General features: G+C 64.5%; 20 protein-coding genes. 9 read left to right on the top strand and 11 right to left on the bottom strand.

Features of this window, described 5'->3' with window-relative positions; genetic code table 11:
- Positions 1-11: 11 nt before the first annotated feature.
- The 3 genes from nrfD to ACNHKD_RS01595 are packed head-to-tail and all read right to left on the bottom strand — an operon-like array spanning position 12 to position 4,923.
- Positions 12-1,424 (bottom strand): NrfD/PsrC family molybdoenzyme membrane anchor subunit, encoded by a 1,413-nt coding sequence (gene nrfD, locus ACNHKD_RS01605; RefSeq protein WP_442755387.1) that lies wholly within the window; start codon positions 1,422-1,424, stop codon positions 12-14.
- Positions 1,421-4,282 (bottom strand): TAT-variant-translocated molybdopterin oxidoreductase, encoded by a 2,862-nt coding sequence (locus tag ACNHKD_RS01600; RefSeq protein WP_442755386.1) that lies wholly within the window; start codon positions 4,280-4,282, stop codon positions 1,421-1,423. Before ACNHKD_RS01600 ends, nrfD begins: the two co-directional genes overlap by 4 nt.
- Positions 4,270-4,923 carry a cytochrome c3 family protein gene (locus ACNHKD_RS01595; RefSeq protein WP_442755385.1) on the bottom strand — a complete coding sequence of 218 codons (654 nt, stop codon included), beginning with the start codon at positions 4,921-4,923 and terminating at the stop codon, positions 4,270-4,272. Before ACNHKD_RS01595 ends, ACNHKD_RS01600 begins: the two co-directional genes overlap by 13 nt.
- A 392-nt stretch (positions 4,924-5,315) precedes the next feature.
- Between ACNHKD_RS01595 and ACNHKD_RS01590 the strand changes: the two genes are divergently transcribed.
- Together ACNHKD_RS01590 and ACNHKD_RS01585 are read left to right on the top strand one after the other, a co-directional pair.
- A complete protein-coding gene (locus ACNHKD_RS01590; RefSeq protein WP_442756808.1) occupies positions 5,316-6,428 on the top strand; it encodes an ISAs1 family transposase in 1,113 nt (370 codons plus the stop codon).
- Between the two features lie 121 nt (positions 6,429-6,549).
- Complete coding sequence (locus ACNHKD_RS01585; protein WP_442755384.1) at positions 6,550-7,593, top strand: HpcH/HpaI aldolase/citrate lyase family protein; 1,044 nt, start codon at positions 6,550-6,552, stop codon at positions 7,591-7,593.
- 128 nt (positions 7,594-7,721) lie between these two features.
- On the opposite strand, the gene ACNHKD_RS01580 is transcribed toward ACNHKD_RS01585, so the two are convergent.
- Complete coding sequence (locus ACNHKD_RS01580) at positions 7,722-8,663, bottom strand: IS110 family transposase (RefSeq protein ID WP_442753623.1); 942 nt, start codon at positions 8,661-8,663, stop codon at positions 7,722-7,724.
- Positions 8,664-9,248: 585 nt separating this feature from the next.
- Here ACNHKD_RS01580 and ffh point away from each other — a divergent pair.
- The 4 genes from ffh (at position 9,249) to trmD (ending at position 12,633) form a co-directional block, all read left to right on the top strand.
- Positions 9,249-10,784 carry a signal recognition particle protein gene (gene ffh, locus ACNHKD_RS01575; protein ID WP_442755383.1) on the top strand — a complete coding sequence of 512 codons (1,536 nt, stop codon included), beginning with the start codon at positions 9,249-9,251 and terminating at the stop codon, positions 10,782-10,784.
- A gap of 94 nt (positions 10,785-10,878) precedes the next feature.
- Positions 10,879-11,229, top strand: coding sequence for a 30S ribosomal protein S16 (gene rpsP, locus ACNHKD_RS01570; RefSeq protein ID WP_442755382.1), 351 nt, complete (start codon positions 10,879-10,881; stop codon positions 11,227-11,229).
- A 144-nt stretch (positions 11,230-11,373) separates the two neighbouring features.
- Positions 11,374-11,910, top strand: a complete 537-nt coding sequence (gene rimM / locus ACNHKD_RS01565) for a ribosome maturation factor RimM (RefSeq protein ID WP_442755381.1) — start codon at positions 11,374-11,376, stop codon at positions 11,908-11,910.
- Positions 11,911-11,943: 33 nt separating this feature from the next.
- Entirely contained in the window at positions 11,944-12,633 is a 690-nt protein-coding gene (gene trmD, locus ACNHKD_RS01560) for a tRNA (guanosine(37)-N1)-methyltransferase TrmD (RefSeq protein WP_442755380.1), read from the top strand.
- Between the two features lie 65 nt (positions 12,634-12,698).
- Here the strand turns inward: trmD and ACNHKD_RS01555 are convergent, their stop codons facing one another.
- The 7 genes from ACNHKD_RS01555 to ACNHKD_RS01525 are packed head-to-tail and all read right to left on the bottom strand — an operon-like array spanning position 12,699 to position 18,223.
- Positions 12,699-14,351, bottom strand: a complete 1,653-nt coding sequence (locus ACNHKD_RS01555) for a complex I subunit 5 family protein (RefSeq protein ID WP_442755379.1) — start codon at positions 14,349-14,351, stop codon at positions 12,699-12,701.
- Positions 14,348-15,874: a complex I subunit 5 family protein gene (locus ACNHKD_RS01550; protein WP_442755378.1), complete on the bottom strand. Its 1,527-nt coding sequence runs from the start codon at positions 15,872-15,874 to the stop codon at positions 14,348-14,350. The genes ACNHKD_RS01555 and ACNHKD_RS01550 overlap by 4 nt, the downstream gene beginning before the upstream one ends.
- A complete protein-coding gene (locus ACNHKD_RS01545; RefSeq protein WP_442755377.1) occupies positions 15,874-16,215 on the bottom strand; it encodes an NADH-quinone oxidoreductase subunit K in 342 nt (113 codons plus the stop codon). The genes ACNHKD_RS01550 and ACNHKD_RS01545 overlap by 1 nt, the downstream gene beginning before the upstream one ends.
- Positions 16,212-17,156, bottom strand: a complete 945-nt coding sequence (locus tag ACNHKD_RS01540) for a hydrogenase subunit MbhD domain-containing protein (RefSeq protein WP_442755376.1) — start codon at positions 17,154-17,156, stop codon at positions 16,212-16,214. The genes ACNHKD_RS01545 and ACNHKD_RS01540 overlap by 4 nt, the downstream gene beginning before the upstream one ends.
- On the bottom strand, positions 17,153-17,443 hold the full coding sequence (locus tag ACNHKD_RS01535; RefSeq protein ID WP_442755375.1) for a monovalent cation/H(+) antiporter subunit G: 291 nt from the start codon (positions 17,441-17,443) through the stop codon (positions 17,153-17,155). Before ACNHKD_RS01535 ends, ACNHKD_RS01540 begins: the two co-directional genes overlap by 4 nt.
- On the bottom strand, positions 17,427-17,726 hold the full coding sequence (locus tag ACNHKD_RS01530) for a monovalent cation/H+ antiporter complex subunit F (RefSeq protein ID WP_442755374.1): 300 nt from the start codon (positions 17,724-17,726) through the stop codon (positions 17,427-17,429). The genes ACNHKD_RS01535 and ACNHKD_RS01530 overlap by 17 nt, the downstream gene beginning before the upstream one ends.
- Positions 17,723-18,223 (bottom strand): Na+/H+ antiporter subunit E, encoded by a 501-nt coding sequence (locus ACNHKD_RS01525; protein ID WP_442755373.1) that lies wholly within the window; start codon positions 18,221-18,223, stop codon positions 17,723-17,725. The genes ACNHKD_RS01530 and ACNHKD_RS01525 overlap by 4 nt, the downstream gene beginning before the upstream one ends.
- A 69-nt stretch (positions 18,224-18,292) precedes the next feature.
- On the opposite strand from ACNHKD_RS01525, the gene ACNHKD_RS01520 reads away from it, so the two are divergent.
- From ACNHKD_RS01520 to ACNHKD_RS01510, 3 genes are all read left to right on the top strand, one after another.
- Positions 18,293-18,631: a hypothetical protein gene (locus ACNHKD_RS01520; RefSeq protein ID WP_442755372.1), complete on the top strand. Its 339-nt coding sequence runs from the start codon at positions 18,293-18,295 to the stop codon at positions 18,629-18,631.
- Between the two features lie 330 nt (positions 18,632-18,961).
- On the top strand, positions 18,962-19,981 hold the full coding sequence (locus ACNHKD_RS01515; RefSeq protein WP_442755371.1) for a patatin-like phospholipase family protein: 1,020 nt from the start codon (positions 18,962-18,964) through the stop codon (positions 19,979-19,981).
- A 4-nt stretch (positions 19,982-19,985) separates the two neighbouring features.
- Positions 19,986-21,434, top strand: a complete 1,449-nt coding sequence (locus tag ACNHKD_RS01510) for a GntP family permease (RefSeq protein WP_442755370.1) — start codon at positions 19,986-19,988, stop codon at positions 21,432-21,434.
- The last annotated feature ends 132 nt before the right edge of the window (positions 21,435-21,566 follow it).

Genomic DNA, 21,566 nt, shown 5'->3' with positions numbered 1-21,566 from the left:
CCGCCTTTCCATCAACGCTCTTGCGGAGCTGCATCGGACGTTCTGACGAGCGCGCGCATTTCGAACATGGAAATCGCGGGGAAAAATCTCACCGCGAGCAGGACGCCGGCGGCGAAGAGCCCGACGGAGCCCAAAAGCGACAGCCAGTCCCACATCGTGGCGTGATAATCCCCCCACGCCGACGGTAGATGCGTGCGCCGCAGACTCATCACGACGATCTCGTATCGCTCGAGCCACATCCCGATAATGACGCCAAGCGCGACACCGACCACAACGATTTGATTCAGGCGCAGGCGCCGGCTCCACATCAGTTGCGGGGCAAGCACGTTGAAGACGATCGTCGCCCAGTAGAGGATAGCGTATTCTCCCCCGATCTTGCTTTTAAACGAAAGGATTTCAGCGCGATCGCCGCCATAATAGGTCGTGAACGCCTCCATGAGGTAGGCGTAGGCGAGACACAAGCTGCTCGCCAGCAGCAGCTTGCCGAGAATGTCGAAATGCCGCCCCGTGATGAAGCTTTCCAGCTTCAACAATCGACGAAGCGGCACGATGAGCAGCAGCACGGTCGCAAAGCCGGAAAGCAGCGCGCCGAAGACGAAAAAGGGAGGAAACTGCGTCGAATGCCAGCCGACAGTCGCGGCGCCCGCAAAATCGAGGCCGACAATGCTGTGCACGGAAACGACCATCGGCGCCATGATCGCCGCCAGTGCGCCGTATGCCGCGCGATAATGACGCCATTGTCGGTCTGTTCCCCTGAAGCCGAGCGCCAATACGCCGTAGAAAAGCTGTTGGCCGCGCGTTCTGGCGCGATCGCGCAGCGTCGCAAGATCAGGCATGAGGCCAAAGTACCAAAATAACACGGACGACGTGACATAGGCGAGAATGGCGAAGAAGTCCCACAACAGCGGACTGCGAAACTGAGGCCAGAGCGTCATCGTATTGGGAAAAGGAAATAGCCAATAGAAAAGCCACGGGCGGCCGAGATGCATAATCGGGAAGATGCCGGCGCAAGCAGCTGCGAAGACGGTCATCGTCTCGGCTAGACGGTTCAGCGAGTTTCGCCATGCGACGCCCGCGAGATAGAAAAGCGCGGAAATGAACGTGCCCCCGGAGGCGATGGCGATCCACCAGACATAATTGATGATGGCGAATCCCCATGCGACGGGCCAGCCGACTCCCCACACGCCGATCCCTGCATAAAACAGCCAGGTCACTGAGATAACGAGCGCAAAAAAAAACGTTAATGATACGGCCAACGACGCCCACCACCAGAATGGCGCGTGCTTAGCCAATGGAGCGGCGCAAATATGGTCCGTCATCGTCGCCGTCGTTTCGCCGGACAGGACGATCGGATCGTCGGCCCGCGGCGACAATCTATCGGAGACGGAAAGATCGCATGCGTTCGGCGCGGAAGCGAGACTCATCGCGTTTTTCCGATCTCCTGATTGCGGTTGAAGATGCGCGCTTCGTAGGACACGCGCGGGCGTGTGTTTTGTGAAGCGAGCAACGTATAGTCGAGCGGGCTGCGTTTGCGCGCCGCTACGGCGGAGCCGCTTTCATTGAGATTTCCGAAAGTGAAAGCTTGAGTCGGACATGCCGCCTGGCAGGCTGTCGTCACTTCGCCGACGGGCCGATTTTCGCGGTCGGCGGCGATTCGCTCCGCGGCGATACGCTGCAGACAGAAGGTGCATTTCTCCATCACGCCGCGCGCGCGAACGGTCACTTCCGGATTACGCGCCAGCGGAGAGCGCCGCTCTTCGCGCGCATAAGCGAAATAGTTGAAACGACGTACCTTATAGGGGCAGTTGTTGGAGCAGAACCGCGTGCCGATGCAGCGGTTATAGACCATGACGTTAAGGCCCTCCGAATCATGCACGGTGGCGCCGACGGGACATACCGTCTCGCATGGCGCGGCTTCGCAGTGCATGCAAAGCACGGGCTGGAAATAGGCGCTTGGTTGATCAGCGTCACCCTCATAGTAGCGATCAATCCTGAGCCAATGCAATTCGCGCTGGCGCAGCACCTGCTCCTTGCCGACGACAGGAATGTTGTTTTCGGCCTGGCAGGCGACGACGCAGGCGTTGCAGCCGATGCAGGCGCCAAGATCGATGCTCATCGCCCACGCCGCCGGGCCTTCCGGCTCGCGGTAATAGAGATTTTGCTCCGCGCCGGGAGCGGCCCGCTCGGCGAGGAAATGCTTGTTCTTCAAAAACTCGTCGAGTGCGCCTGTACGGACAAAGTCGCCGCCCGCGTCAAACATCGACTGATGGCGTTCGACGCTTGCGATATCAACCCGTTTTCCGGTTTTCTCGACTCGCGGTTCGGCGTTCCGGCCCATGAGCGGATAATAATCATAGCCGCCGATCTCCTGGTTCTCGCCAAGGCCGAGCGGAGCGACGATGCAGTTCTGCGCCTGTCCTGGCGCGATCCAGATGGGCGCCGTCGCCTGAGCCGCGCCGATGGTCACGCGGGCGATATCGCCATTTTCAAGCTTGAGCCGCCGCGCCGTCTTCGGCGCGATCAGCAGGGGATTGTCCCAGGCGATCCTTGTTAGCGGATGCGGCAATTCGCGCAGCCAGGGATTGGCGGCGTAGCGCCCGTCCCAGACATAGGGGTCAGGACGAAAAAGTAGCGTTAGCGTTCCCGAAAGAACGTCCGGCGGGGATAAGCTGCGCGCCTCGGCCCTAAGCGTGACGTTTGAGCTTTTCGCGGCCGAGCCTTCGACAATTCCATTCGCCAGAGCCGCATGCCAGGCGTCCGTCGAGTCGTTCTTTCGCAGCGAGGCCCATTCCGTCTTCACCATTTCGACCGTCGTCGGAGGCTGAGCCTGAGTCAGGAGAGCCAGCGCCTGGCATGCGTCATAGCCGCCGTAGAGCGGCAGCGCCTGAGGCTGAACGATCGTCGCCGTTCCATCGAACGCGCGCGCGTCGCTCCAGCTTTCCCACGGATGCAGCAGCGGAGCGGCGAAGAGCGCCGCGTCGGTTGTCTTGTTGGGTGATCGCGAGAGGGCGAAGGTGAAGGGAACACGCGCCATCGCCTCCGCGAAGCCGACCGCGCCTGGCGCAGCGAAGACGGGATTGGCGTCGATAATAAGCAAAGTGCGTACGTCGCCTCTGCGCATTTCCTCCGCGAGATCCGGAAAAGCGCCTGCGTCTGCGGCATCGCGCAGGACGGGGGCGATCAGATCGAAGGTGTTGTTTCTTGCGTCAAGCGCTTCATTCATCGCATGGACCAGCGCATGCGTTTCCGGAGGATGTTCCGGCCCGACATGAATAAGCGCGCGTCCCTTGTTACGCCTGAGGTCGGCGACGACGGCGTCAAGCCACTGCGGCGCGACGATCGGCTCATTAGCCAGGAGCGCGGCGGCGAGAGTCATGACGAAGCGGTTCAATTCCTGTGGACCGGCGACGAAGCGGTGATCCGCCATGGCCCCGGTAAGCGTCGGAATCGTCTCGATCGCGTAAAGGCGATTCATCTGCCCCGTCCGCGTCGGGTTGCGGCGCGCCGCGAATCGCCGCGCGAAGCTGAGACTGCCCGGCGCGCCGTTCAACAGGTCGCTGTCGAGCGCAAGGATAACGTCGGCGGCGTCGAGTTTTGGAATGGCCTCGACGGCTTGCCCATAAGCGAGCTGAGCGCCCTTCGCGATGTTGACGCGCGAAAACGGCTCCCACTGAATCCAGCGCGCCTCCGGATAGGCCTTGAGCAGCGCGTCAATTTGCCCGACGAAGGTTGGCGAGGTGGAGAAACCAGTGAGAATGCGCAGGCTACGACCACGCGTTGATGCGATTTCGTCGCGTTCGAGCGCGAGCGCTTGCTTGAGCTCATCTTCACTCGCCGGCTTGCCATGCTTTCTTATCGCCCAGTCGCGCTGCGGGTCGTAAAACTCCATGAGCTCCGCCTGCGCGAATATGTCGACGGCTCCGAGACTCGCCGGATGAAGCGGATTGCCGTCGACTCGGATCGGACGGCCCATGTGGTGCGCGACGACGGTTCCCGTCGCATAACCGTTCCGCACGTGCGCGCCGCTGAAGAAGTTCGGCAGGCCGGGCACGATGTTTTCCGGCGCTCGAACGGCGGGAATCAGCAGCATTTCGTCGTCGTCGCATCCTGAAATGCCGGCGGCGGCGGTCGAGGCGATGATCATGCGAATGACGCGCCTTCGAGTATGCGGCGATCCTAGCGCCTCGGCGAGGTCGGGAAATTCATCCGAAAAGCGCTCGATCGTCGCCGCGTCAGCAGCGAGTTCGTCCAGACTGCGCCATTGTTTGGCTATCTGTGACATATCGAGCAATCCGTCAGCTTTCGACCGCCAATTCGATATTCGGCAAGCAGCGCTTCGGATGCATGCGTTTCGTCGACTCCACGCCAATGCGTGTCATAAATCTTGTCCCTTGGTCTGAGCCTAGGGCCGGGATCGCGATGACAATCGAGACAAAATTTCATGGTGAGCGACTTTGCCTTGAAAGTAAGCGGCGTCTGCGCGACGTCGCCGTGACAGCTAGAGCAGCCAACTCCTTTGGCAATGTGAACGCTATGGTTGAAATAGACGTAGTCGGGCAGGTCGGTGACGCGCCGCCAAGCGAGCGGCTTGTCTTTCGCGAGGCTTTCCCGCACAGGCGCGAGCATGGCCGCATTTGTCCAGATCTGAGAGTGACAAGTCATGCAGGTGTAGGTTGGCGGCATCCCCGCGCTTGAGGACGCATCGACGGACGTGTGGCAGAAGCGGCAATCGAGACCCAGCCCGCTCACGTGATGCTGATGACTGAAGGGCACGGGTTGCAAAAGCGTCAGTCCGATATTTCGCGCGTAATCGCTGCGTGGTCCGAACCAGAGCAAAAGCACGACCGCGATCAAAATGACGGCGAAACTAATAAGCCAAAGCTTTACGATGAGATTCGCGGATGGTTTGAAGATCGCGGCCAATGTCTCTTCGCCTCTCTCGCCTGATCCCAGGAACTAGTGCAGAGCAGCTTGGACGCAAGCGAGACATATCGCTTTAATGGCCGCGCCTTTCCAATCGACCGAAGCGCTATTCATTTCCTTGACGAAACAGGTTCTTCGAAAAGCTCGACGGCGGAGACTTCGGCGAACGCTTCGGAATGCCGCCGCCGCAGGCGCGGCTTGCCGGCGAAATCCGGCATGCGGCGGTCTTCGAATCGGCGCCCCACGCTGAATCAGGCCCGCCGCAAGCCCGAACCGCTGTTAACCCGAGTTCAGGGTCGTGGCCTGAGGCCAGGGGAATCGCATTTGACGAAATGAGGTAGCGCGGGGCGTTGGAATGGATTCTGTCATTGGTTCTGATTCGCGAGGAGCCGATGAGCCTGTTGATCACGATCTTGCGGGATGTTCCCGATCCGCGGAGCGGCAACGCCACCCGTCACGAGTTGCTGGATATTCTGATGATTGCGCTGACGGCGTCGATCTGCGGCTGCGAGGGCTGCGTCGAATTTGCCGACTTCGCGGAGGACCGGGAGGAGCTGTTCCGGGAGTTCCTGAGCCTTGAGAACGGCTTGCCGAGCCACGACACGTTCTCGCGACTGTTCCGGCAGATCGATCCGGAGGCGCTGGCAGCCTGTTTCGGGCGCTTTCTGGAGGCGCTGGGAGAGGATGGCGCCGGCGTCGTCGCCATCGACGGCAAGACGCTGCGCCGCTCCTTCGACAAGGCCAAAGGCGCCTCGGCGCTGCATGTGGTGACGGCCTTCGCCGCCGACGCCAAGCTGGTCATCGGCCAGAAGGCGGTGACGGACGGCGGCAACGAGATCACCGCGGCGCGGGCGCTGATCGACCTGCTCGACCTGACCGGCGCGCTGGTGACCGCCGACGCCATCCACTGCAACGCCCCGACGGCGCAGAAAGTGCTCGATCGCGGCGGCGACTGGCTGTTCGCGCTCAAGGCCAATCGCCCGGCGACGCTCGAGGATGTCGAGACGTTTTTCGCCGACCCTGCGTCCGTCGTCGCCGAGACCTTCGAGACGACGGACGCCGATCATGGCCGGGTGGAAACGCGCCGCCACGCGGTCGTTCACGATGTCGGCTGGCTGTTTCCAAAGGGCGACAAGGATCGCCCGGCGATGCCGGGGCTTTCGACCATCGGGCGGATCGATGCAAGGGTCGAGCGCGAGGGCAGGACCACGCGATCTTGCCGCTATTACCTGTCTTCCGCGAAGCTGTCCGCCGAAGCTTTCGCCAGGGCGGTCCGCGCCCACTGGAGCATCGAGAACGGCGTGCACTGGGTGCTGGACGTGACCTTCGACGAGGACAGGGCCCGTAACCGCAAGGACAACGGGGCGGAAAATCTCGCGACCATCCGCAAGCTCGCCCTCAATGTCCTCAAACGCTCACGGCCCGAAATCTCCATCCGCCGGAAGCGAAAACGCTCGGGATGGTCCGACGCCTTCGCCAGATCCGTCCTCGGTCAAATGCGATAGCCCTGGGCCTGAGGCGGGGGGCCATTGCCATCTCGCCCCGTCTGCGCTAGCTCGGCGCGTCCTTCTCGCGCCCGCGGCCCCTTTGGCCGAGACCTCACGCGCGCCATCGGAGCTTTCCCGCATGAAACTGCCCAATCAGTTCTACCGTCCGCTGGCCATTGGCGCGCCGGCTCCCTATCGCGAGCCGCCCGTCAAGGTCGAGCGCATGATCCATTTCGTGCCGCCGCATGTCGAAAAGATGCGCGCCAAGGTTCCGGACATCGCCAGGCAGGTCGACGTTGTCCTCGGCAATCTGGAAGACGCCATTCCGGCCGACGCCAAGGAAGCCGCGCGCAAGGGCTTCATCGAGATGGCGAAGGCCGTCGATTTCGGCTCGACGGGCCTCTGGACCCGCATGAACGCGCTGAACTCCCCCTGGGCGCTCGACGACATGATCGAGATCGTGGGCGCGGTGGGAAACAAGCTCGACGTCGTCATGCTGCCCAAGGTCGAGGCCCCCTGGGACATCGCCTATCTCGACCAGTTGCTCGCCCAGCTCGAGGCCCGCAACGGCGTGACGAAGCCCATCATGATCCACGCCATCCTGGAGACCGCGGAGGGCGTCAAGAATGTCGACGCCATCGCCGCGGCCTCGCCCCGCATGCACGGCATCTCCCTCGGCCCGGCCGACCTCGCGGCCTCGCGCGCCATGAAGACGACGCGCGTCGGCGGCGGCCATCCGGAATATAAGGTCATCGCCGACGCCGATCCGGGCGCGGGGCTGCGCGCCACCTATCAGCAGGATCTCTGGCATTACACCATCGCCAAGATGGTCGACGCCTGCGCCTCCGCCGGCGTCAAGGCCTTCTACGGCCCCTTCGGCGACTTCTCCGACGGCCCTGCCTGCGAGGCGCAGTTCCGCAACGCCTTCCTGCTCGGCTGCGCCGGCGCCTGGTCGCTGCATCCGACCCAGATCGACATCGCCAAGCGCGTCTTCTCGCCCGATCCGGACGAAGTCGCCTTCGCCAAAAAGGTGCTGGACGCCATGCCTGACGGAACCGGCGCGGTGATGATCGACGGCAAGATGCAGGACGACGCGACCTGGAAACAATGCAAGGTCGTGGTCGATCTGGCGAAGCAGGTCGCCGCGAAGGACGCGGACTTCGCGAAGATCTACGGCTTCTGAGCGATCTTCGGCAGCCGGCAATCGGAAACGGGTCGCTCCGACTGCCGAAGCCCGACTGCCGCAGGCGTCCGGTGAACGCTGGGCGCGAGCAAATCCCTCCCCTTTACGGGGAGCGACTATCTGGTCTGTCAAGGATGGACTGGAGGGAAAGCGTCCCTGGCTTCTCTTGCTCTTGCGTTGAGGATGACGAGAAGTTTTCGGGCGAGGGCGATTCGGGCGACCATTTTGGGTTTTCCCTTCTGGATGAGGGCGTTGTGGAAAGCCTTGAGCTTCTCGTCGAAGCGCATTGCGATGCCGGCGACGAGGAAGAGGATGGAGCGAACGCGGGCGCGTCCGCCGCGGATGTGGCGATTGCCCCTGCGGGCGCCGCTGTCGTTGGCGATGGGGGCGAGGCCGGCGAGCTTGACGATCGCCTTGTTGGAATAGACGCCGATCTCCGGGAGCTCGGCGAGGAGGCGGGCGACAGTGCGGTCGGCGACGCCCTTGACGCTGCGCAGGGCGGCGTCGAGGCGCGCCCAGAGCGGATCCTTTTCGATTTCGGCGGCGATCTCCTTCTCGAAGCGGCGGGCCTCCGCATCGAGGAAGGCGATGACGGCCTCGATGCTGCCGCGCGCGAGAGCGTCGCTTGTCGTATGGCGGCGCTGCTTTTGCGTGACGAGGTCGGCGACGATCTGCGAGAGACGCGTGGTCAGCGCCTCGAGACGCTGCTGGGCGTCGCTGGGCGGCTTTGTCTCGACGATGTTGAGGGCGCGGGCGGCGCCGGCGATGAGGCGGGCGTCGATCGCGTCGGTCTTCTCCAGCGCGCCGGCCGCCTTGGCGAAGTCGCGAACCTGGCGGGGATTGACGCGCGCGCAAGGTAGGCCGCTTTTCCAGAGCAGGAGAAAGGCGAGCTTTTCGAGGCCGCCGGTGGCCTCCATGGCGACGAGCGCGACGCCGTGCTCTCGGCAGAAGCCGGCGAGCGCGTCGACGCCCTCGGCGGTGTTGTCGAAGGCGGCGGCGACGTTGGGCCCAGCGACGAAGACGTCGAGGCGCGCCTTGGAAACGTCAACTCCACAAATGATCTTTGCCACGGTAACCTGCCTTGTGCGTGCGATTGCAAATCAAGCGACTGTTCGGTCGTGCGCAGCTGCGGCGACGATCCCAGGCTCCCCGACGGTTGTAGCCAAAGGGTGGGCGGGCGACATCGCCGCGCGTCGGGAGGGATGGCCATCCCTCCCGACGCAGGTCGCTTGAATCTCACAAATCCGTTGATAGGCAGATACAAGGGTGGCCCCGCGAAGCGGGGTCGGGTGGGGTCACACCCCAACCAAGGTTATGGCGGCGCGGACCCCACCCGGCGGTCTTCGACCGCCGACCTCCCCGTAAAGGGGAGGTATGGGTGGCTAATGTCCGAATGGTTGTTCGCCCGATCGCCCCTGCCGACTGCCGCTTGAGCCATTGACAGCGCCGCCCAATCGCTCCTAAAACCCCTCCCAATCTCGAAAGAGACGACCGATCATCAGCCCAGCCGCCCCAGAGGCGGCAGGCCAACGCCCGGCAGCGCGATGCGCCCCCGGGCGCGTTTTGCTTTGGAGCGGAGCGCATGGCGAGTGGCGGATAGCGAGTAGAAAAATCTATTCGCTGCTCGCTATTCGCCATTCGCGAGGAGACAGCCCATGTTCGAGAGCCTTTCCGACAAGCTCTCAGCCGTATTCGACAGGATCACGCGGCGCGGCTCGCTGACCGAGGGCGACGTCGCAGAAGCCCTGCGCGAAATCCGCCGCGCTTTGCTCGAGGCGGACGTCGCGCTCGACGTGGTGCGCTCCTTCGCCGACAAGGTGCGCGACCGCGCCGTGGGCGCCAATGTCGTCAAGTCGGTCTCGCCCGGCCAGATGGTCGTCAAGATCGTCAACGACGTGCTGATCGAGACGCTGGGCGAAACGGCGGAGCCGATCAATCTGGCCGCCAAGCCCCCCGTCGCCATCATGATGGTCGGCCTGCAGGGCGCCGGCAAAACCACGACGACGGCGAAGATCGCCAAGCGCCTCAAGGAGCGCCAAGACAAGCGCGTGCTCATGGCTTCGCTCGACGTGAAGCGCCCGGCCGCGCAGGAACAGCTCGCCGTGCTCGGCCGTCAGGTCGAAATCGACACGCTGCCCATCGTCGCGGGCCAGACGCCGCTGCAGATCGCCCGGCGCGCCATGGAGTCCGCGCGTCTCCAGGGCTATGACGTGGTGCTGCTGGACACTGCCGGCCGCACTCATATCGACGAGCCGCTCATGCAGGAGATGGCGGACATCAAGTCCTACGCCTCTCCGCATGAAATCCTGCTCGTCGCCGATGCGCTGACCGGTCAGGACGCCGTCAATCTCGCCAAGAATTTCGACGAGCGCGTCGGCATCACCGGCATTGTATTGACGCGTATGGATGGCGATGGCCGCGGCGGCGCGGCGCTCTCCATGCGCTACGTCACCGGCAAGCCGATCAAGCTCATCGGCACCGGCGAGAAGATGGACGCCGTGGACGAGTTCTCGCCGCAGCGCATCGCCAACCGTATTCTGGGCATGGGCGACATCGTCGCCCTCGTCGAGAAGGCGGCCGCCGCCATCGACGCGGAGGAGGCCCGCAAGGCCGCCGCGCGCATGGCCAAGGGCAAGTTCGACCTGCAGGATCTGTGCGACCAGCTCGCCCAGGTCGAGAAGATCGGCGGCTTCGGCGGCATTATGGGCCTTCTGCCCGGCGTCGCGAAGATGAAGGACCAGATCGAAAAGGCCGGCATCGACGACAAGCTCATCAAGCGCCAGCGCGCCATCATCCTGTCGATGACGCAGCAGGAACGCCGCAACCCCGACCTGCTGAAGGCCTCGCGCAAGAAGCGCATCGCCGCCGGCTCCGGCATGCGGGTCGAGGACGTGAACAAGCTCCTCAAGCAGCATCGGCAGATGGCCGACCTCATGAAGTCCTTCGGCGGCGGCAAGCGCGGCGGGCTCATGGGCAAGGCCGCGCAGATGATGGGCCTCGGCCCCAAGGGCATGGAGATGCCCTCGCAGGAGGAGCTGCAAAAATTGCAGGAGAAGCTCGGCGGCGCCGCTCCCGGCGCCCCCCGAATCCCGGCCGCTCCCCCGGCCGACCTTCTCGCGCAAAAGCCGAGCCTCCCGGGCCTCGGCGGTGGGTTGCTGGGCGGGCTCAACCCGTTCGGAAAGAAGAAATAGCGGCAGTCGGGCTTCGGTCTTCGGCGGTCGATCTCCGACTGCCGACTGCCGATCGCCAACTGCCGATCCATCCAAAGAAGACAGGAAAACCGATATGTCTCTCAAGATCCGTCTCGCCCGCGGCGGCGCCAAGAAGCGCCCCTTCTATCGCGTCGTCGTCGCTGATTCGCGCTCTCCGCGCGACGGCCGCTACATCGAGAAGATCGGCACCTTCGACCCGTTGAAGGCCAAGGACGCCGCCGACCGCGTCGTGCTCGACGCCGAGAAGGCCAAGGACTGGCTCTCCAAGGGCGCCCAGCCGACCGACCGCGTCGCCCGCATCCTCGACGCCGCCGGTCTGCTGAAGCGCGAGGCCCGCAACAATCCGCAGAAGGCCCAGCCGAAGAAGAAGGCCCAGGAACGCGCCGCCGCCGCGGCCGAAGCCGCCGCGAGCGCGGCCGAGTAATTTCCGCCATGGCGCATCCCATTCGCCCTCATGCTGCGGAGCGTCCAAAGGACGCGTCTCGAAGCGCGAGGGCGAATGCTCGCGTCGATTTCCTCCTCCTTCGAGACGCGCGCTTTCGCCCGCTCCCCGGGATGAGGAAATCCGATGGCGGCTAAAAACCTCGTTCTGCTCGGCCGTTTCGGCGCGCCGCATGGCGTGCGCGGCGAGATGCGCCTGCAAAGCTACACCGGCGATCCGCTGGCGATCGGCTCATATGGCCCGCTCACTGACAAGAACGGCGCCAGAACCTTCAAGCTTCTCTCCGTCCGGCCTCAGGGCAAGGACATGCTCGTCGCTCGAGTCGAGGGCGTCGCCGACCGCATGGCCGCCGAGCGATTGACGGGCGTCGAGCTCTTCATTGCGCGGGAAAACCTTCCCGCGCCCGAGGACGAAGACGAATTCTACCTAACCGACCTTGTCGGCCTGCGCGCCGAGACGCGCGCAGGCGCCGAAATCGGAACCGTGATCGCCGTGCGCAATTTCGGCGCGGGCGAGATTTTGGAAGTCGCCCCGGCCGGCGGCGGCGAGACGCTGATGTTTCCCTTCACCAGGGCGGTCGCGCCAATTGTCAGCGTTTCCGAGGGGCGCGTTGTCATAGAGCCGCCTGCGGAGATCGAGGCGCCGGAGGAGCCGCAGGGCTAGCTCCCCTCGTCGCCCCCATGCCATAACCGCCTCATGTGGCGCGCGACGATCCTCACCCTCTTCCCCGAAATGTTTCCCGGCCCGCTCGGCCTCTCGCTTGCGGGCGACGCGCTCGCGCGCGGCGTCTGGGAGCTGGAAACGAGGCAGATTCGCGAGCACGGGATCGGCCGCCATCGCGCCGTGGACGACACGCCGGCGGGCGGGGGGCCGGGCATGGTGATGCGCGCCGACGTGCTCGCGGCGGCGGTGGACGCGGCGGCGCCGGCCGACGATCCCCGCCCCCGCCTGTTGATGAGCCCGCGCGGCCGCCCCCTCACGCAACGGCGCGTGCGCCATCTGGCGCGGGGACCGGGCGCGATGATTCTCTGCGCGCGATTCGAGGGCGTCGACGAGCGCATCATCGCAGCGCGCGGCCTCGAGGAAGTGTCGATCGGGGACTATATTCTCTCCGGCGGCGAAATCGCCGCGCTCGCTTTGATGGACGCCTGCGTGCGGCTCCTGCCGGGCGTGATGGGGGAGGAGCTTTCCGGCCAAGAGGAAAGCTTCGAGGACGGATTGCTCGAATATCCGCAATATACGCGCCCGCGCGATTTCGAGGGCCGCGAGATCCCGGAGGTTCTGCTCTCCGGCGATCACGGCGAAATCGCCAAATGGCGCCGCGCGGAGGCCGTGAAGCTCACGCGGGCGAGACGGCCCGACCTTCTCGCCCGCAAGGAGGATTAGATCACGCCGTGTTCAGGCGAAATCGCTCGAATAGGAACAACCTGACCGATTTCCGAAGGCTTGATCTAACGGTTCAGAAGTCCCGTTCCTGCGACGGTCAATGCGGTCGCGATCAGCGCCGCCGCCGCAACCGGCCATCTTTGAAAAACCTTCTCGCCCCGTTCGACATAAGAGCCGACCGAGCGGATGGGTCTCATGGCGCTCCCGATGAAAGCCGCTACATCGCCTTCAGGCGCTTGCGGCGCCCGGTCGATCCAGCGCCATGAGAGCGCCGCGAGAACGGCGCCGGCCAGGACCGGCCAGAGAGACTCCCAGAACAAGCGATAGCTCAATTGCGACGGCGCATCACGCGTCGTCGCCATAAAATAAAACGCAGGAATCACGGCGGAAGCGATGGTCACGACGAGCCACGGTCCGATCGTTCCAAGTCCGGGCGTCTTCTCTCGCGACAGAGGAGACGTCCAGACCCGCCGGACAAAATGCAGCATGAGAAGCGTGGTCGCGATCGCCGACAGCGTCGAGAGAAGGCCGACGAAGCCGTAGCCCAGCGGCTCCTTGATCGCCAATTTCGCAAGCGCGCCCCCGGTCGGCGGCGATCCCGCCAGACTGAGCGCCAGCAAAGCGACAAGGGGGATTGTCCATACAAGCCGCCCGGAGCGGGTCGCGGCGCCGATGGCCAAGAACAGACCGCCTTTCGCAAGAGCGTGGTGTGCGGCGTAGAATGCGGCGCCGCCCGCGGCGACGGCGTTTCCCGCCGCGAGGCCCGCGCCGAGCGTCGCGGCGACGAGGCCCATCTGACTCACGCTGGAATAAGCCAGTATCGTTTTCGGGTTGTGTTGCGTGAGGCCGATTGCGACGCCGTAGAAGGCCGCGAACATGCCCAAAATCAAAAGCGCGTTCCCCCAACCGGCGATTTCAACGCCCCACGGAAAGAAACGGACAAGGCCGATGATTCCGGCGTTGACGGCGGCGCCGCTGAGGACGGCCGCGACAGGGATCGAGGCCGCGCGATAGGTCGAGGGCATCCAAATGTGGAAGGGGATAACGCCGATCTTTGCGCCAAATCCGGCAATGAGCAGGCCGATCGTCGCCTCCCGCCAGGGCGAGGCGGCCAGGGCGGCCACGCCATCGGAAATAAGAAGGCTGTGGTCCGGCGCCCCCAGCGCAAGCGCCGCAAAAGCGATGATAAGAAACGCCTCGCCAAGCAGGGCGACGGAGACGTACAACCGCCCCGCCTCGTCCATTTGGCCCCCGCGTCCGACGATCAGCCCATAGGCCGGCAGGCTGACGAGCGCGAAAGCCAGATAGAAGCCGACCACGTCCGCCGCCATGAACACGGCGACATTGCCGAGAAGCGTCAAAAGCCAGCACGCGGCGAACCAGATATTCTTCGTTTCGTCTCTCATGGAGGCGGCCGCGTAAATTCCCGCCGCAATCCAGAGGAGAGCGCTCACGCCGAGGAGCAGGGCGCCCGCCGGGTCGAAGACAAAGACTGCCGGGAACAACATCTGGTCCAGCACCAGCGGCCCTGAATCGGCAGCCAGAGCGGCGGCGGCGAGCGCGGGAGCCGGGGCCAGCGCCAGCATCGCCGGCCTGAGCGCTTCCAGGCGCGGCGACGCGCATGCGAGCAGGAAGACGAGCGGCGCGGCCAAGGCGACCGCCATCGTTTGCGGTCCATACGCGAAGGTTGAAAGCAGCGAAACGACCATCTCGTTCATTTGACTATCGCCGCCTTTGGGCCCGGCGCGCCGGCGCGTAGCAGGCCTGAAAGTTCCGGCGGCGCGAAACCCAGAACGATTGCGACGATCGCCAAAGCGAGAGCAAAGGCCGCTCTGCCCGACGATCCCTGCGGCGGGCCCTCCAATACGTCCCCGTCCAGGGGGGTCAGCGCCGGCGCGATCACGCGATAGACATAAGCCGCGGCAAGCAGTCCTCCGGCGACCATGACGATCGCCCACGCCCATTGGCCGCTTTCGATCGCAGCCGTCACAAGCAGCCATTTGGCGCTGAATCCGCCGCTCGGCGGCAGTCCCATGAGGGAAACGCCGCCCAGCCCGAATGCAAGGACGGCGGTGGGAGCAACGCGGCCGAGACCGCGAAATTCCGCGATGCGGTCATGTCCGAGAGTTTTGGCGATAAGCCCGGCTGAAAGAAACATCCCCGCTTTTGCGAAAGCATGGGATACGGCCTGAAGCGCCCCGCCGACCCAGGCGGATCCGGCCCAGGGATGCGCGCCGGCGGCAAGCGGGAAGACGAAAAACAGGTAACCAATCTGCGCCACCGTCGAATATGCGATCAGCATTTTCAGTCTCGCCTCGCGGAGGGCGAGCGCGCCGCCGACCACAATCGCCCCGGTCCCCATGACCGCGAGAATCGGGGCGACCGCTTCGGCCATTTGCGATGGCGCGAGGTCGAGCCATAGGCGAAGCACTAAGAAGAACGAGGCTTTAACGACGAGCGCCGAGAGGATCGCGCTTGCCGGCGGCGGGGCGCCGGCGTGAGCGGGCGGAAGCCAAAGATGCAAAGGGAAAAGGGCGGTCTTCGCAAGGAGGCCCGCGGTCATCGCGGCGAGCGCCAGCCACGCCGCAGGCTCGGGCCGAATCCGCGCCGACAGCACGTCAATGTCAAGCGCGCCATAGGCGCCGTATATGAGCGTCGCGCCCAGCAGATAGAGCGCCGACCCCAGGAGCGCGAACAGCAGATAGCGCAACGCCGCTGTCAGCGTTTCCACGCGCCCGTCGAGGCAAACGAGCGGCACGGCGGCGAAAGTCAGCATTTCGAGAGCGACGTAAAGATTGAAGAGGTCCCGACCGAGAAAAACGCCGTTGAGGGCCGCCCAAATCGAAAGCAGCAGGGTCCAGAACGCGAAATTCGCCCGCTTTTCCGGCTCTCCTTTCGCCGCGCCGAATGCGCCCAAGGCGAAACACGCCGTCGCTGAAATGACCAGCGCGGTCGTCGCCAGCATGATCGCTGAGAAACCGTCGGCGCGCAGAGCGACGCCGAGCGGCGGCGCCCAGGCGCCGATGACGTAGACGAGCGCCTGGCCTTTCCGCCCTACGGCGAAGGCGATCGCCATCGAAAGCGCGATCCCGGCCGGCATGACGGCGAGGGCCGTCCGCTCCGCTCTTCGGCCGCCGAGAAAGAATGCGAGGAGCATGGCTCCGACAGGCAAAGCGATTGCGGCAGGCAGGAGAAAGTCTTCGGGGCTCGCCGCCGAGAGCGCGTTCGACGAAGGAAGCATCAAATCCCGCCGTCTTGCTCGGAAGGCGCGGCCGGCGCGTCGCCGGGGAAAAAGGGCCGCCCGGTTTCTGCGACAACGCGAACAAGGAGCGCGACCGCCAGGGCCGTGGCCGAAAAGGCCACGACGATCCCGGTGATCACCAAAGCCTGTGGAACGGGATCTGCGCCGATCCCTGCGGCTGCGCCCCTGCGCGCTATGGCGCCGAAAAGCAGAAACACGCCGCCTCCCAGTACGTTGAAGGCGATAATTTTACGCAGGAGATGCGGGTGCGCGACGAGGCCGAAAAGGCCCAATCCGATCAAGACCGCGCCGCCGAGACCCGCGAGCGTGACTGCGTTCATTGTTGCGGCCTCCTTGCTGGCGCTCCCAGCGCGAGCAGTCCCAGCGCGACGGCGATCGAGAGAGTCAGCGCCGCCTCGATGAGCAGGATAAGCGGCTTGGCGTAGCCTTCCGGATAGGCCAGAAACGCTCCGGCGATTGCGAAGCCGGCGACGCCGATCGCAAGAAACAAAGCAGGTCCGCCAACCAGAGCGAAGCGCAGCCACGGCCGGCCAGCCGACGGCGCGTCGCACAGTCCGGCAAGCATGACGAGAATCCAGGTTGCGGCAAGTATCGTCCCGCCCTGGAAGGCGCCGCCGGGTTCGTTTGCGCCCGTCCATACGAGATGGACGCCGACGATGATCCCGAGCGGCGGCAAGAGCCGTCCCAGAAACACGAGAGCGCCATCGGGATCGGGCGCGCTCGGGGATTTCGGCCTGCCGCCCCAATGAGCGTCGCGGGCGAAGGACCAGACCCCGATCAACGCCAGAACGAGCACCACCGCCTCAAGCAGCGTGTCGATCGCGCGGTAGGCGAGAAGAACGCCGGTCACCGGATTGCCGAGACCGGTCGCAGGCAATTCCTGAACGGCGAGCGTCGCCAGCGTCGGCGCCGCAGGCGGCAGCGAGAGGACGGCGGCGGCGACCCCGGCCGACGCTCCCGCGCAAAGGATCCCACACAGAATCGTCGCAAAAGGTCCCAGGCTCGCGGGCGCCGAGGCGTCGCCGTCCCCGATCCGCCCTGCGGCGCCAATCAGCAACACCCCTGTCACGCCGCTGCCAATGGCCGCCTCGGTGAGGGCCACATCCACGGCCGACAGCCGAACCCAGACCAGCGCCAATAGCAGTCCGTAGGAGATGAAGGCGACAACGGCCGTGAAGGCTTCGCGCGCGAAAATCGCGTAGGCCGCGACGGCGAGCGTGAGAGTCGCAAGACTCGCATCGAGAAGGAAGGTGGCGCTCACGATTTCGAGGCGTCCTTCGCCACGCGGGCGATCAATTGGCTGAGCGTCGTCCCGGCCATTTGCGCGACAACCCAGACCAGACAGAGTTTCAAAGCGGCGAGCGCATTATCGGCTTGCGGCAGCAGGCCGAGGACCACGAGACCGAGGCCGAGATTGTCGGCTTTGGTTAAAGCGTGGAGACGCGTCAACGTATCCGGAAACCGCAACAAACCGATGGCGCCGGCAAAAAAAAAGAAAATGCCGCCGCTGATGCAGAAAACCGAAAAGGCGTTAGTCGCGAGCGTCATCGGCAAACCCTTCCGCATCATCGTCGCGCCGGCGCGCGTCGTTCACCGCCTTGACGAAAGCGATGCCGGAGAACGCCGCGAGCAACGCAAGAACCATTGCGACGTCGGCTGCGCCGCGCGTTCCTCTCGCCTCCGCGAGAAGCAGCGCCGCGACGCCGCCAGTGCCCAATAGTTGAGCCGCCATCATCCGGTCAGCCCTGGCGGGGCCGCTCAGGACGCGAAAAAGACCAATCGCCGTAATCGCAACGATAAGAGCGGCGGCCCCAAGGAAGAAGTCGCTCACGAGTCGGCTCCAAATCCAAGCGCCGCGCGAAGATCGGCCTCTTCGCGCTCGAGCGACGCCTTGATGGGAAGGCGCACGTCAAGGCAATGGATGTCGAATATCCCGCCCGCCTCGGAGCGGACCGGTACGGAGCCGGGCTGCAGCGCGGCGAGCGCCGCGAAGGCCTGTTGCGCCGTTCCCTCCGGGAGGGAGGTGGAATAGGCGACAAAGCCGGGGCGGAGCGGAAGGGCGGGATCGAGCGCCCGCCGGGCGACGTCGACGCCCGCAGCGATCGCCTGGGCGGGAATTCGAGCCGCCAGGCGGATGCTCGCATAGAACCCTGGCGGCCTGCCAGCGCAGGGGAGCAAAGCGACGCTGGCCCACGCCGCCGCTGTCGCCGCCAGCAGGCCAATGAGGAGGTTCGGGAGGGAAAAGCCGGAAACGATTATCCAGATGCATAAAAAGGCGATTTGCCGGAGAGACGCGCATATCAGGAAAGGGAATCGATCTGTGAACATGCGCTTTTTCGTTCCGATTCCGATTGATCTCGCGCGGCTTGCCGGGCTTAGGCCGATGCTCCATCGTCCATGTTGAACGCGTTCTTCACGCGATGTCGCAACGGCGAAAAACGCATCTTCGCCGCTCATCCGTCAGCGGCGAAGGAGCCCGGCCGCCAGTTGGCGATCCAGGCTCGCGTGTTTTCTCTTTTAACGCCACTGAACGCAGCGGCGACGGCCGAATCCATGCCGGGTGTTCCACCGCCGCGTCCATTTGACGCAGGTTTTCCCGGGGGGCGCGGCGAAAGCGGCTTGCTGCGCAACGGGCGCGACGCTGACGCCGTTCAAGTCAGCGGCGCTGGAAAGCACGGCCGAACCCGCGGGAGTCGACGCAAGCAGCAGCATTCCGAAAATCCCGCCGGCGAATGAAACTTTTGAATTCCAGCCCATTTATTTCCTCCCAATTTTTGAATCGCCCGAAACCGTTGCAAGCGACCACGCCCAATGTCATGACCTTAGGCTGCGGAAGTCAAGAAGAGGGGCCCGCCATCGGACTTGGCCCAGCGGGAAAGCGGTCGGATAGTTAAGCAGCCGGTCGAACTTGTCGCGCCGCGACTCCACTCTGCCCGGCGTTGCAAAAGTCATTTGGGCGTCTTCACTCAAGAGAATAAGAGTCGCCGGCCGGGTTTGCGCGCGTCTGGCGCTGTCAGGGCCTTGCCCGGACCGCATCAACCCCGCGCAGGGATGAAGGGGACCGCCGTGTCGCGTGATACGATTTCAATCGACCTTGCTTTGCAAGGCGGTGGGGCGCACGGCGCCTTCACCTGGGGCGTGCTCGATCGTCTTCTCGAAGAGAGCTGGTTGAAGATCGAAGGAATTTCAGGGACGTCGGCCGGCGCCATGAACGCGGCGGCGCTCATTAGCGGATATGTCGAGGGAGGCCCGCCAGCCGCCCGGGCGACGCTCGAACTCTTCTGGCGACGGGTTTCCGACGCCGCGCGCCTCAGCCCCTTGCAGCGCAGTCCCGTGGACGTTTTGCTTGGGCGCTGGACGCTCGATACTTCTCCCTTTTTCGTCGCGACGGACCTGATGTCGCGACTGTTTTCGCCTTATGACCTCAATCCGAGGGATGTCAATCCGCTGAGGCGCATTCTTTCGGAAGTCGTCGATTTCGAGAGCGTCGCCCGCGCGCCCATCAAAATTTTCGTCACCGCCACATGCGTGTCGACGGGCCGCGCCCGCGTCTTTCGAAACGCCGACGTCACGCCTGAGGCGCTTCTCGCCTCCGCCTGTCTCCCGACGATGTTTCAAGCCGTCGAAATCGATGGAGACCTCTATTGGGATGGCGGCTATTCGGGCAATCCGACAATCACGCCCCTGGTGCGCGAATGCGCGTCGCGCGACACGATTCTCATTCAGATCAATCCCATCGAACGCAAGGAAAAGCCTCGCTCGGCGACGGAGATCGCCAACCGCCTCAACGAGGTGTCGTTCAATGCGGTTCTGCTCAAAGAGCTTCGCATGATCGCGCTGCTGCGCCAGGCCGCCAACCCCGGCGAAAGGGAAGGCGCGCAATGGGCCGGAATGCGCATGCATCGCATTTCGACGGAGATGATGACGTCGCTCAGCGCGTCCTCGAAGCTTCTCGCCGAGTGGGAATTCCTGTGCATCCTGCGCGACGAGGGACGCCGCGCCGCACAAGCCTTTCTCGATCTGCACGGAGACGCCCTCGGAGAGCGCTCCACGCTCGACCTCGACGCCTTGCTCGAAGGAATTTGACGCCATGGGATTGTTGGGAATTCTCGTTGCGCTGAGCGGCCTTATCTGGTTCGCCTATCGCGGGTGGAGCGTCCTGTTGCTGGCGCCCGCGGCCGCTCTGGTCGCCGTCGCCTTTGCGCGCGAGCCTCTGCTCGCCCACTGGACCGTGACGTTCATGGCTGGCGCGTCGCGCTTCGTGGCGCAGTTCTTTCCGATTTTTCTCCTCGGCGCGCTATTCGGCAAGTTGATGGACGACAGCGGCTCCGTCACGGCGATCGCGCATTTCATGGCTGAAAAGCTGGGGACGCGCCGGGCGATCCTTTCCGTCGTGCTGGCGGGCGCTTTCGTCACCTATGGCGGCGTCAGCCTTTTCGTCGCCTTCTTCGTGCTCGCGCCAATGGCGCAAGAGCTGTTTCGCAAGGCGGGCACGCCGCGCCGTCTGGCGCCGGCCGCCATTGCGCTCGGAACCTCGACTTTCACCATGTCGGCCCTGCCGGGAACGCCGGCGATCCAGAACGCGATTCCCATGCCTTTTTTTGGCACGACCGCTTTCGCCGCGCCGGGCCTGGGCGCGTTGGCGGCGGCGATTATGTTCGGTTTCGGCATGTGGTGGCTGAGTCGGGCCGAGCATCAAGCGAGAAAGCGCGGCGAGGGCTATGGGGACGAACCACCCGCGGTCGTCGATGCGACTGAAAATCAGATCATCCGCGAGCGGGCGGCGGTCGCGCGCGAATTCGACCTTGCGGAAATTCCGCATGGCCACCGCGGCGCGGGTCCGAACATTGTCGTCGCAATATTTCCGCTCATCGTCGTCGTCGGCGTCAATCTTGTCATGTCGCTCGGCGTTATTCCGCGAATGGACGACTCTTTTCTCTCCGAAGAGCGCTGGGGGCCGACCACGCTCGCCGCGGTCGGAGGCGTGTGGTCCGTCATTGTGGCGCTCGCCGCCGCCATCATTACGCTGATCGTCCTGAACTGGCGCCGCCTGACTGAGATCCGGGAAAGCGTCGACGCCGGCGTGACGGCCTCGGTTTTGCCGCTGATCAGCGTCGCCAGTCTGGTCGGCTTCGGGGCTGTCGTCGCGGCGCTGCCGGCCTTTTCGGCCGTGCGCACATGGGTGCTGTCGATCGACGGCGGACCGCTCGTTTCACTCGCCATCGCCACCAATGTTCTGGCGTCCTTAACCGGATCGGCGTCAGGCGGCCTCACCATCGCGCTGGATACGCTCGGAGAGACCTATCTGCGGCTTGCCGAAAAGCAGGGGATCGATCCGGCGCTCTTGCATCGTGTCGCGGTAATCGGCGCAGGAACGCTCGACAGTCTTCCACACAACGGCGCCGTCGTGACGTTGCTCGCGGTGTGCGGCTGCTCGCACAAGGAAAGCTACCTGGATATCGTCGTTGTCGCGATCTTGGGCGCGATCCTGGCGCTCGCCGCCGTCATTGCCCTAGGGTCGGCGTTCGGCTCGTTCTGAACCGCCCAGGGTCGCCGCGGACAGGGGCGAGCGGCCGAAGGCGGACCCGGTCACGCGGCCGGCGAACGCAGCGTGATCCAGGATGCGGCGTGGAAGAGCTGGCGGCTAGCCGGCGCCAAATCAATCGTGGCG

Source organism: Methylocystis sp. JAN1 (assembly GCF_052186135.1).
GTDB lineage: Bacteria > Pseudomonadota > Alphaproteobacteria > Rhizobiales > Beijerinckiaceae > Methylocystis.
Note: the sequence above shows the minus strand (reverse complement) of the source record. Positions and strands in the feature narration are given on the sequence as shown.

What these genes read in the sequence shown, in the direction of transcription:
- trmD (WP_442755380.1), top strand. Translation starts at nt 11,944, where the DNA reads ATGTGGCGCGCGACGATCCTCACCCTCTTCCCCGAAATGTTTCCCGGC.
- ACNHKD_RS01545 (WP_442755377.1), bottom strand. Translation starts at nt 16,215, where the DNA reads ATGAACGCAGTCACGCTCGCGGGTCTCGGCGGCGCGGTCTTGATCGGA.
- ACNHKD_RS01535 (WP_442755375.1), bottom strand. Translation starts at nt 17,443, where the DNA reads ATGACGCTCGCGACTAACGCCTTTTCGGTTTTCTGCATCAGCGGCGGC.
- ffh (WP_442755383.1), top strand. Translation starts at nt 9,249, where the DNA reads ATGTTCGAGAGCCTTTCCGACAAGCTCTCAGCCGTATTCGACAGGATC.
- rpsP (WP_442755382.1), top strand. Translation starts at nt 10,879, where the DNA reads ATGTCTCTCAAGATCCGTCTCGCCCGCGGCGGCGCCAAGAAGCGCCCC.
- nrfD (WP_442755387.1), bottom strand. Translation starts at nt 1,424, where the DNA reads ATGAGTCTCGCTTCCGCGCCGAACGCATGCGATCTTTCCGTCTCCGAT.
- ACNHKD_RS01555 (WP_442755379.1), bottom strand. Translation starts at nt 14,351, where the DNA reads ATGAACGAGATGGTCGTTTCGCTGCTTTCAACCTTCGCGTATGGACCG.
- ACNHKD_RS01525 (WP_442755373.1), bottom strand. Translation starts at nt 18,223, where the DNA reads ATGTTCACAGATCGATTCCCTTTCCTGATATGCGCGTCTCTCCGGCAA.
- ACNHKD_RS01520 (WP_442755372.1), top strand. Translation starts at nt 18,293, where the DNA reads ATGTTGAACGCGTTCTTCACGCGATGTCGCAACGGCGAAAAACGCATC.
- ACNHKD_RS01600 (WP_442755386.1), bottom strand. Translation starts at nt 4,282, where the DNA reads ATGTCACAGATAGCCAAACAATGGCGCAGTCTGGACGAACTCGCTGCT.
- ACNHKD_RS01585 (WP_442755384.1), top strand. Translation starts at nt 6,550, where the DNA reads ATGAAACTGCCCAATCAGTTCTACCGTCCGCTGGCCATTGGCGCGCCG.
- ACNHKD_RS01590 (WP_442756808.1), top strand. Translation starts at nt 5,316, where the DNA reads ATGAGCCTGTTGATCACGATCTTGCGGGATGTTCCCGATCCGCGGAGC.
- rimM (WP_442755381.1), top strand. Translation starts at nt 11,374, where the DNA reads ATGGCGGCTAAAAACCTCGTTCTGCTCGGCCGTTTCGGCGCGCCGCAT.
- ACNHKD_RS01510 (WP_442755370.1), top strand. Translation starts at nt 19,986, where the DNA reads ATGGGATTGTTGGGAATTCTCGTTGCGCTGAGCGGCCTTATCTGGTTC.
- ACNHKD_RS01550 (WP_442755378.1), bottom strand. Translation starts at nt 15,874, where the DNA reads ATGCTTCCTTCGTCGAACGCGCTCTCGGCGGCGAGCCCCGAAGACTTT.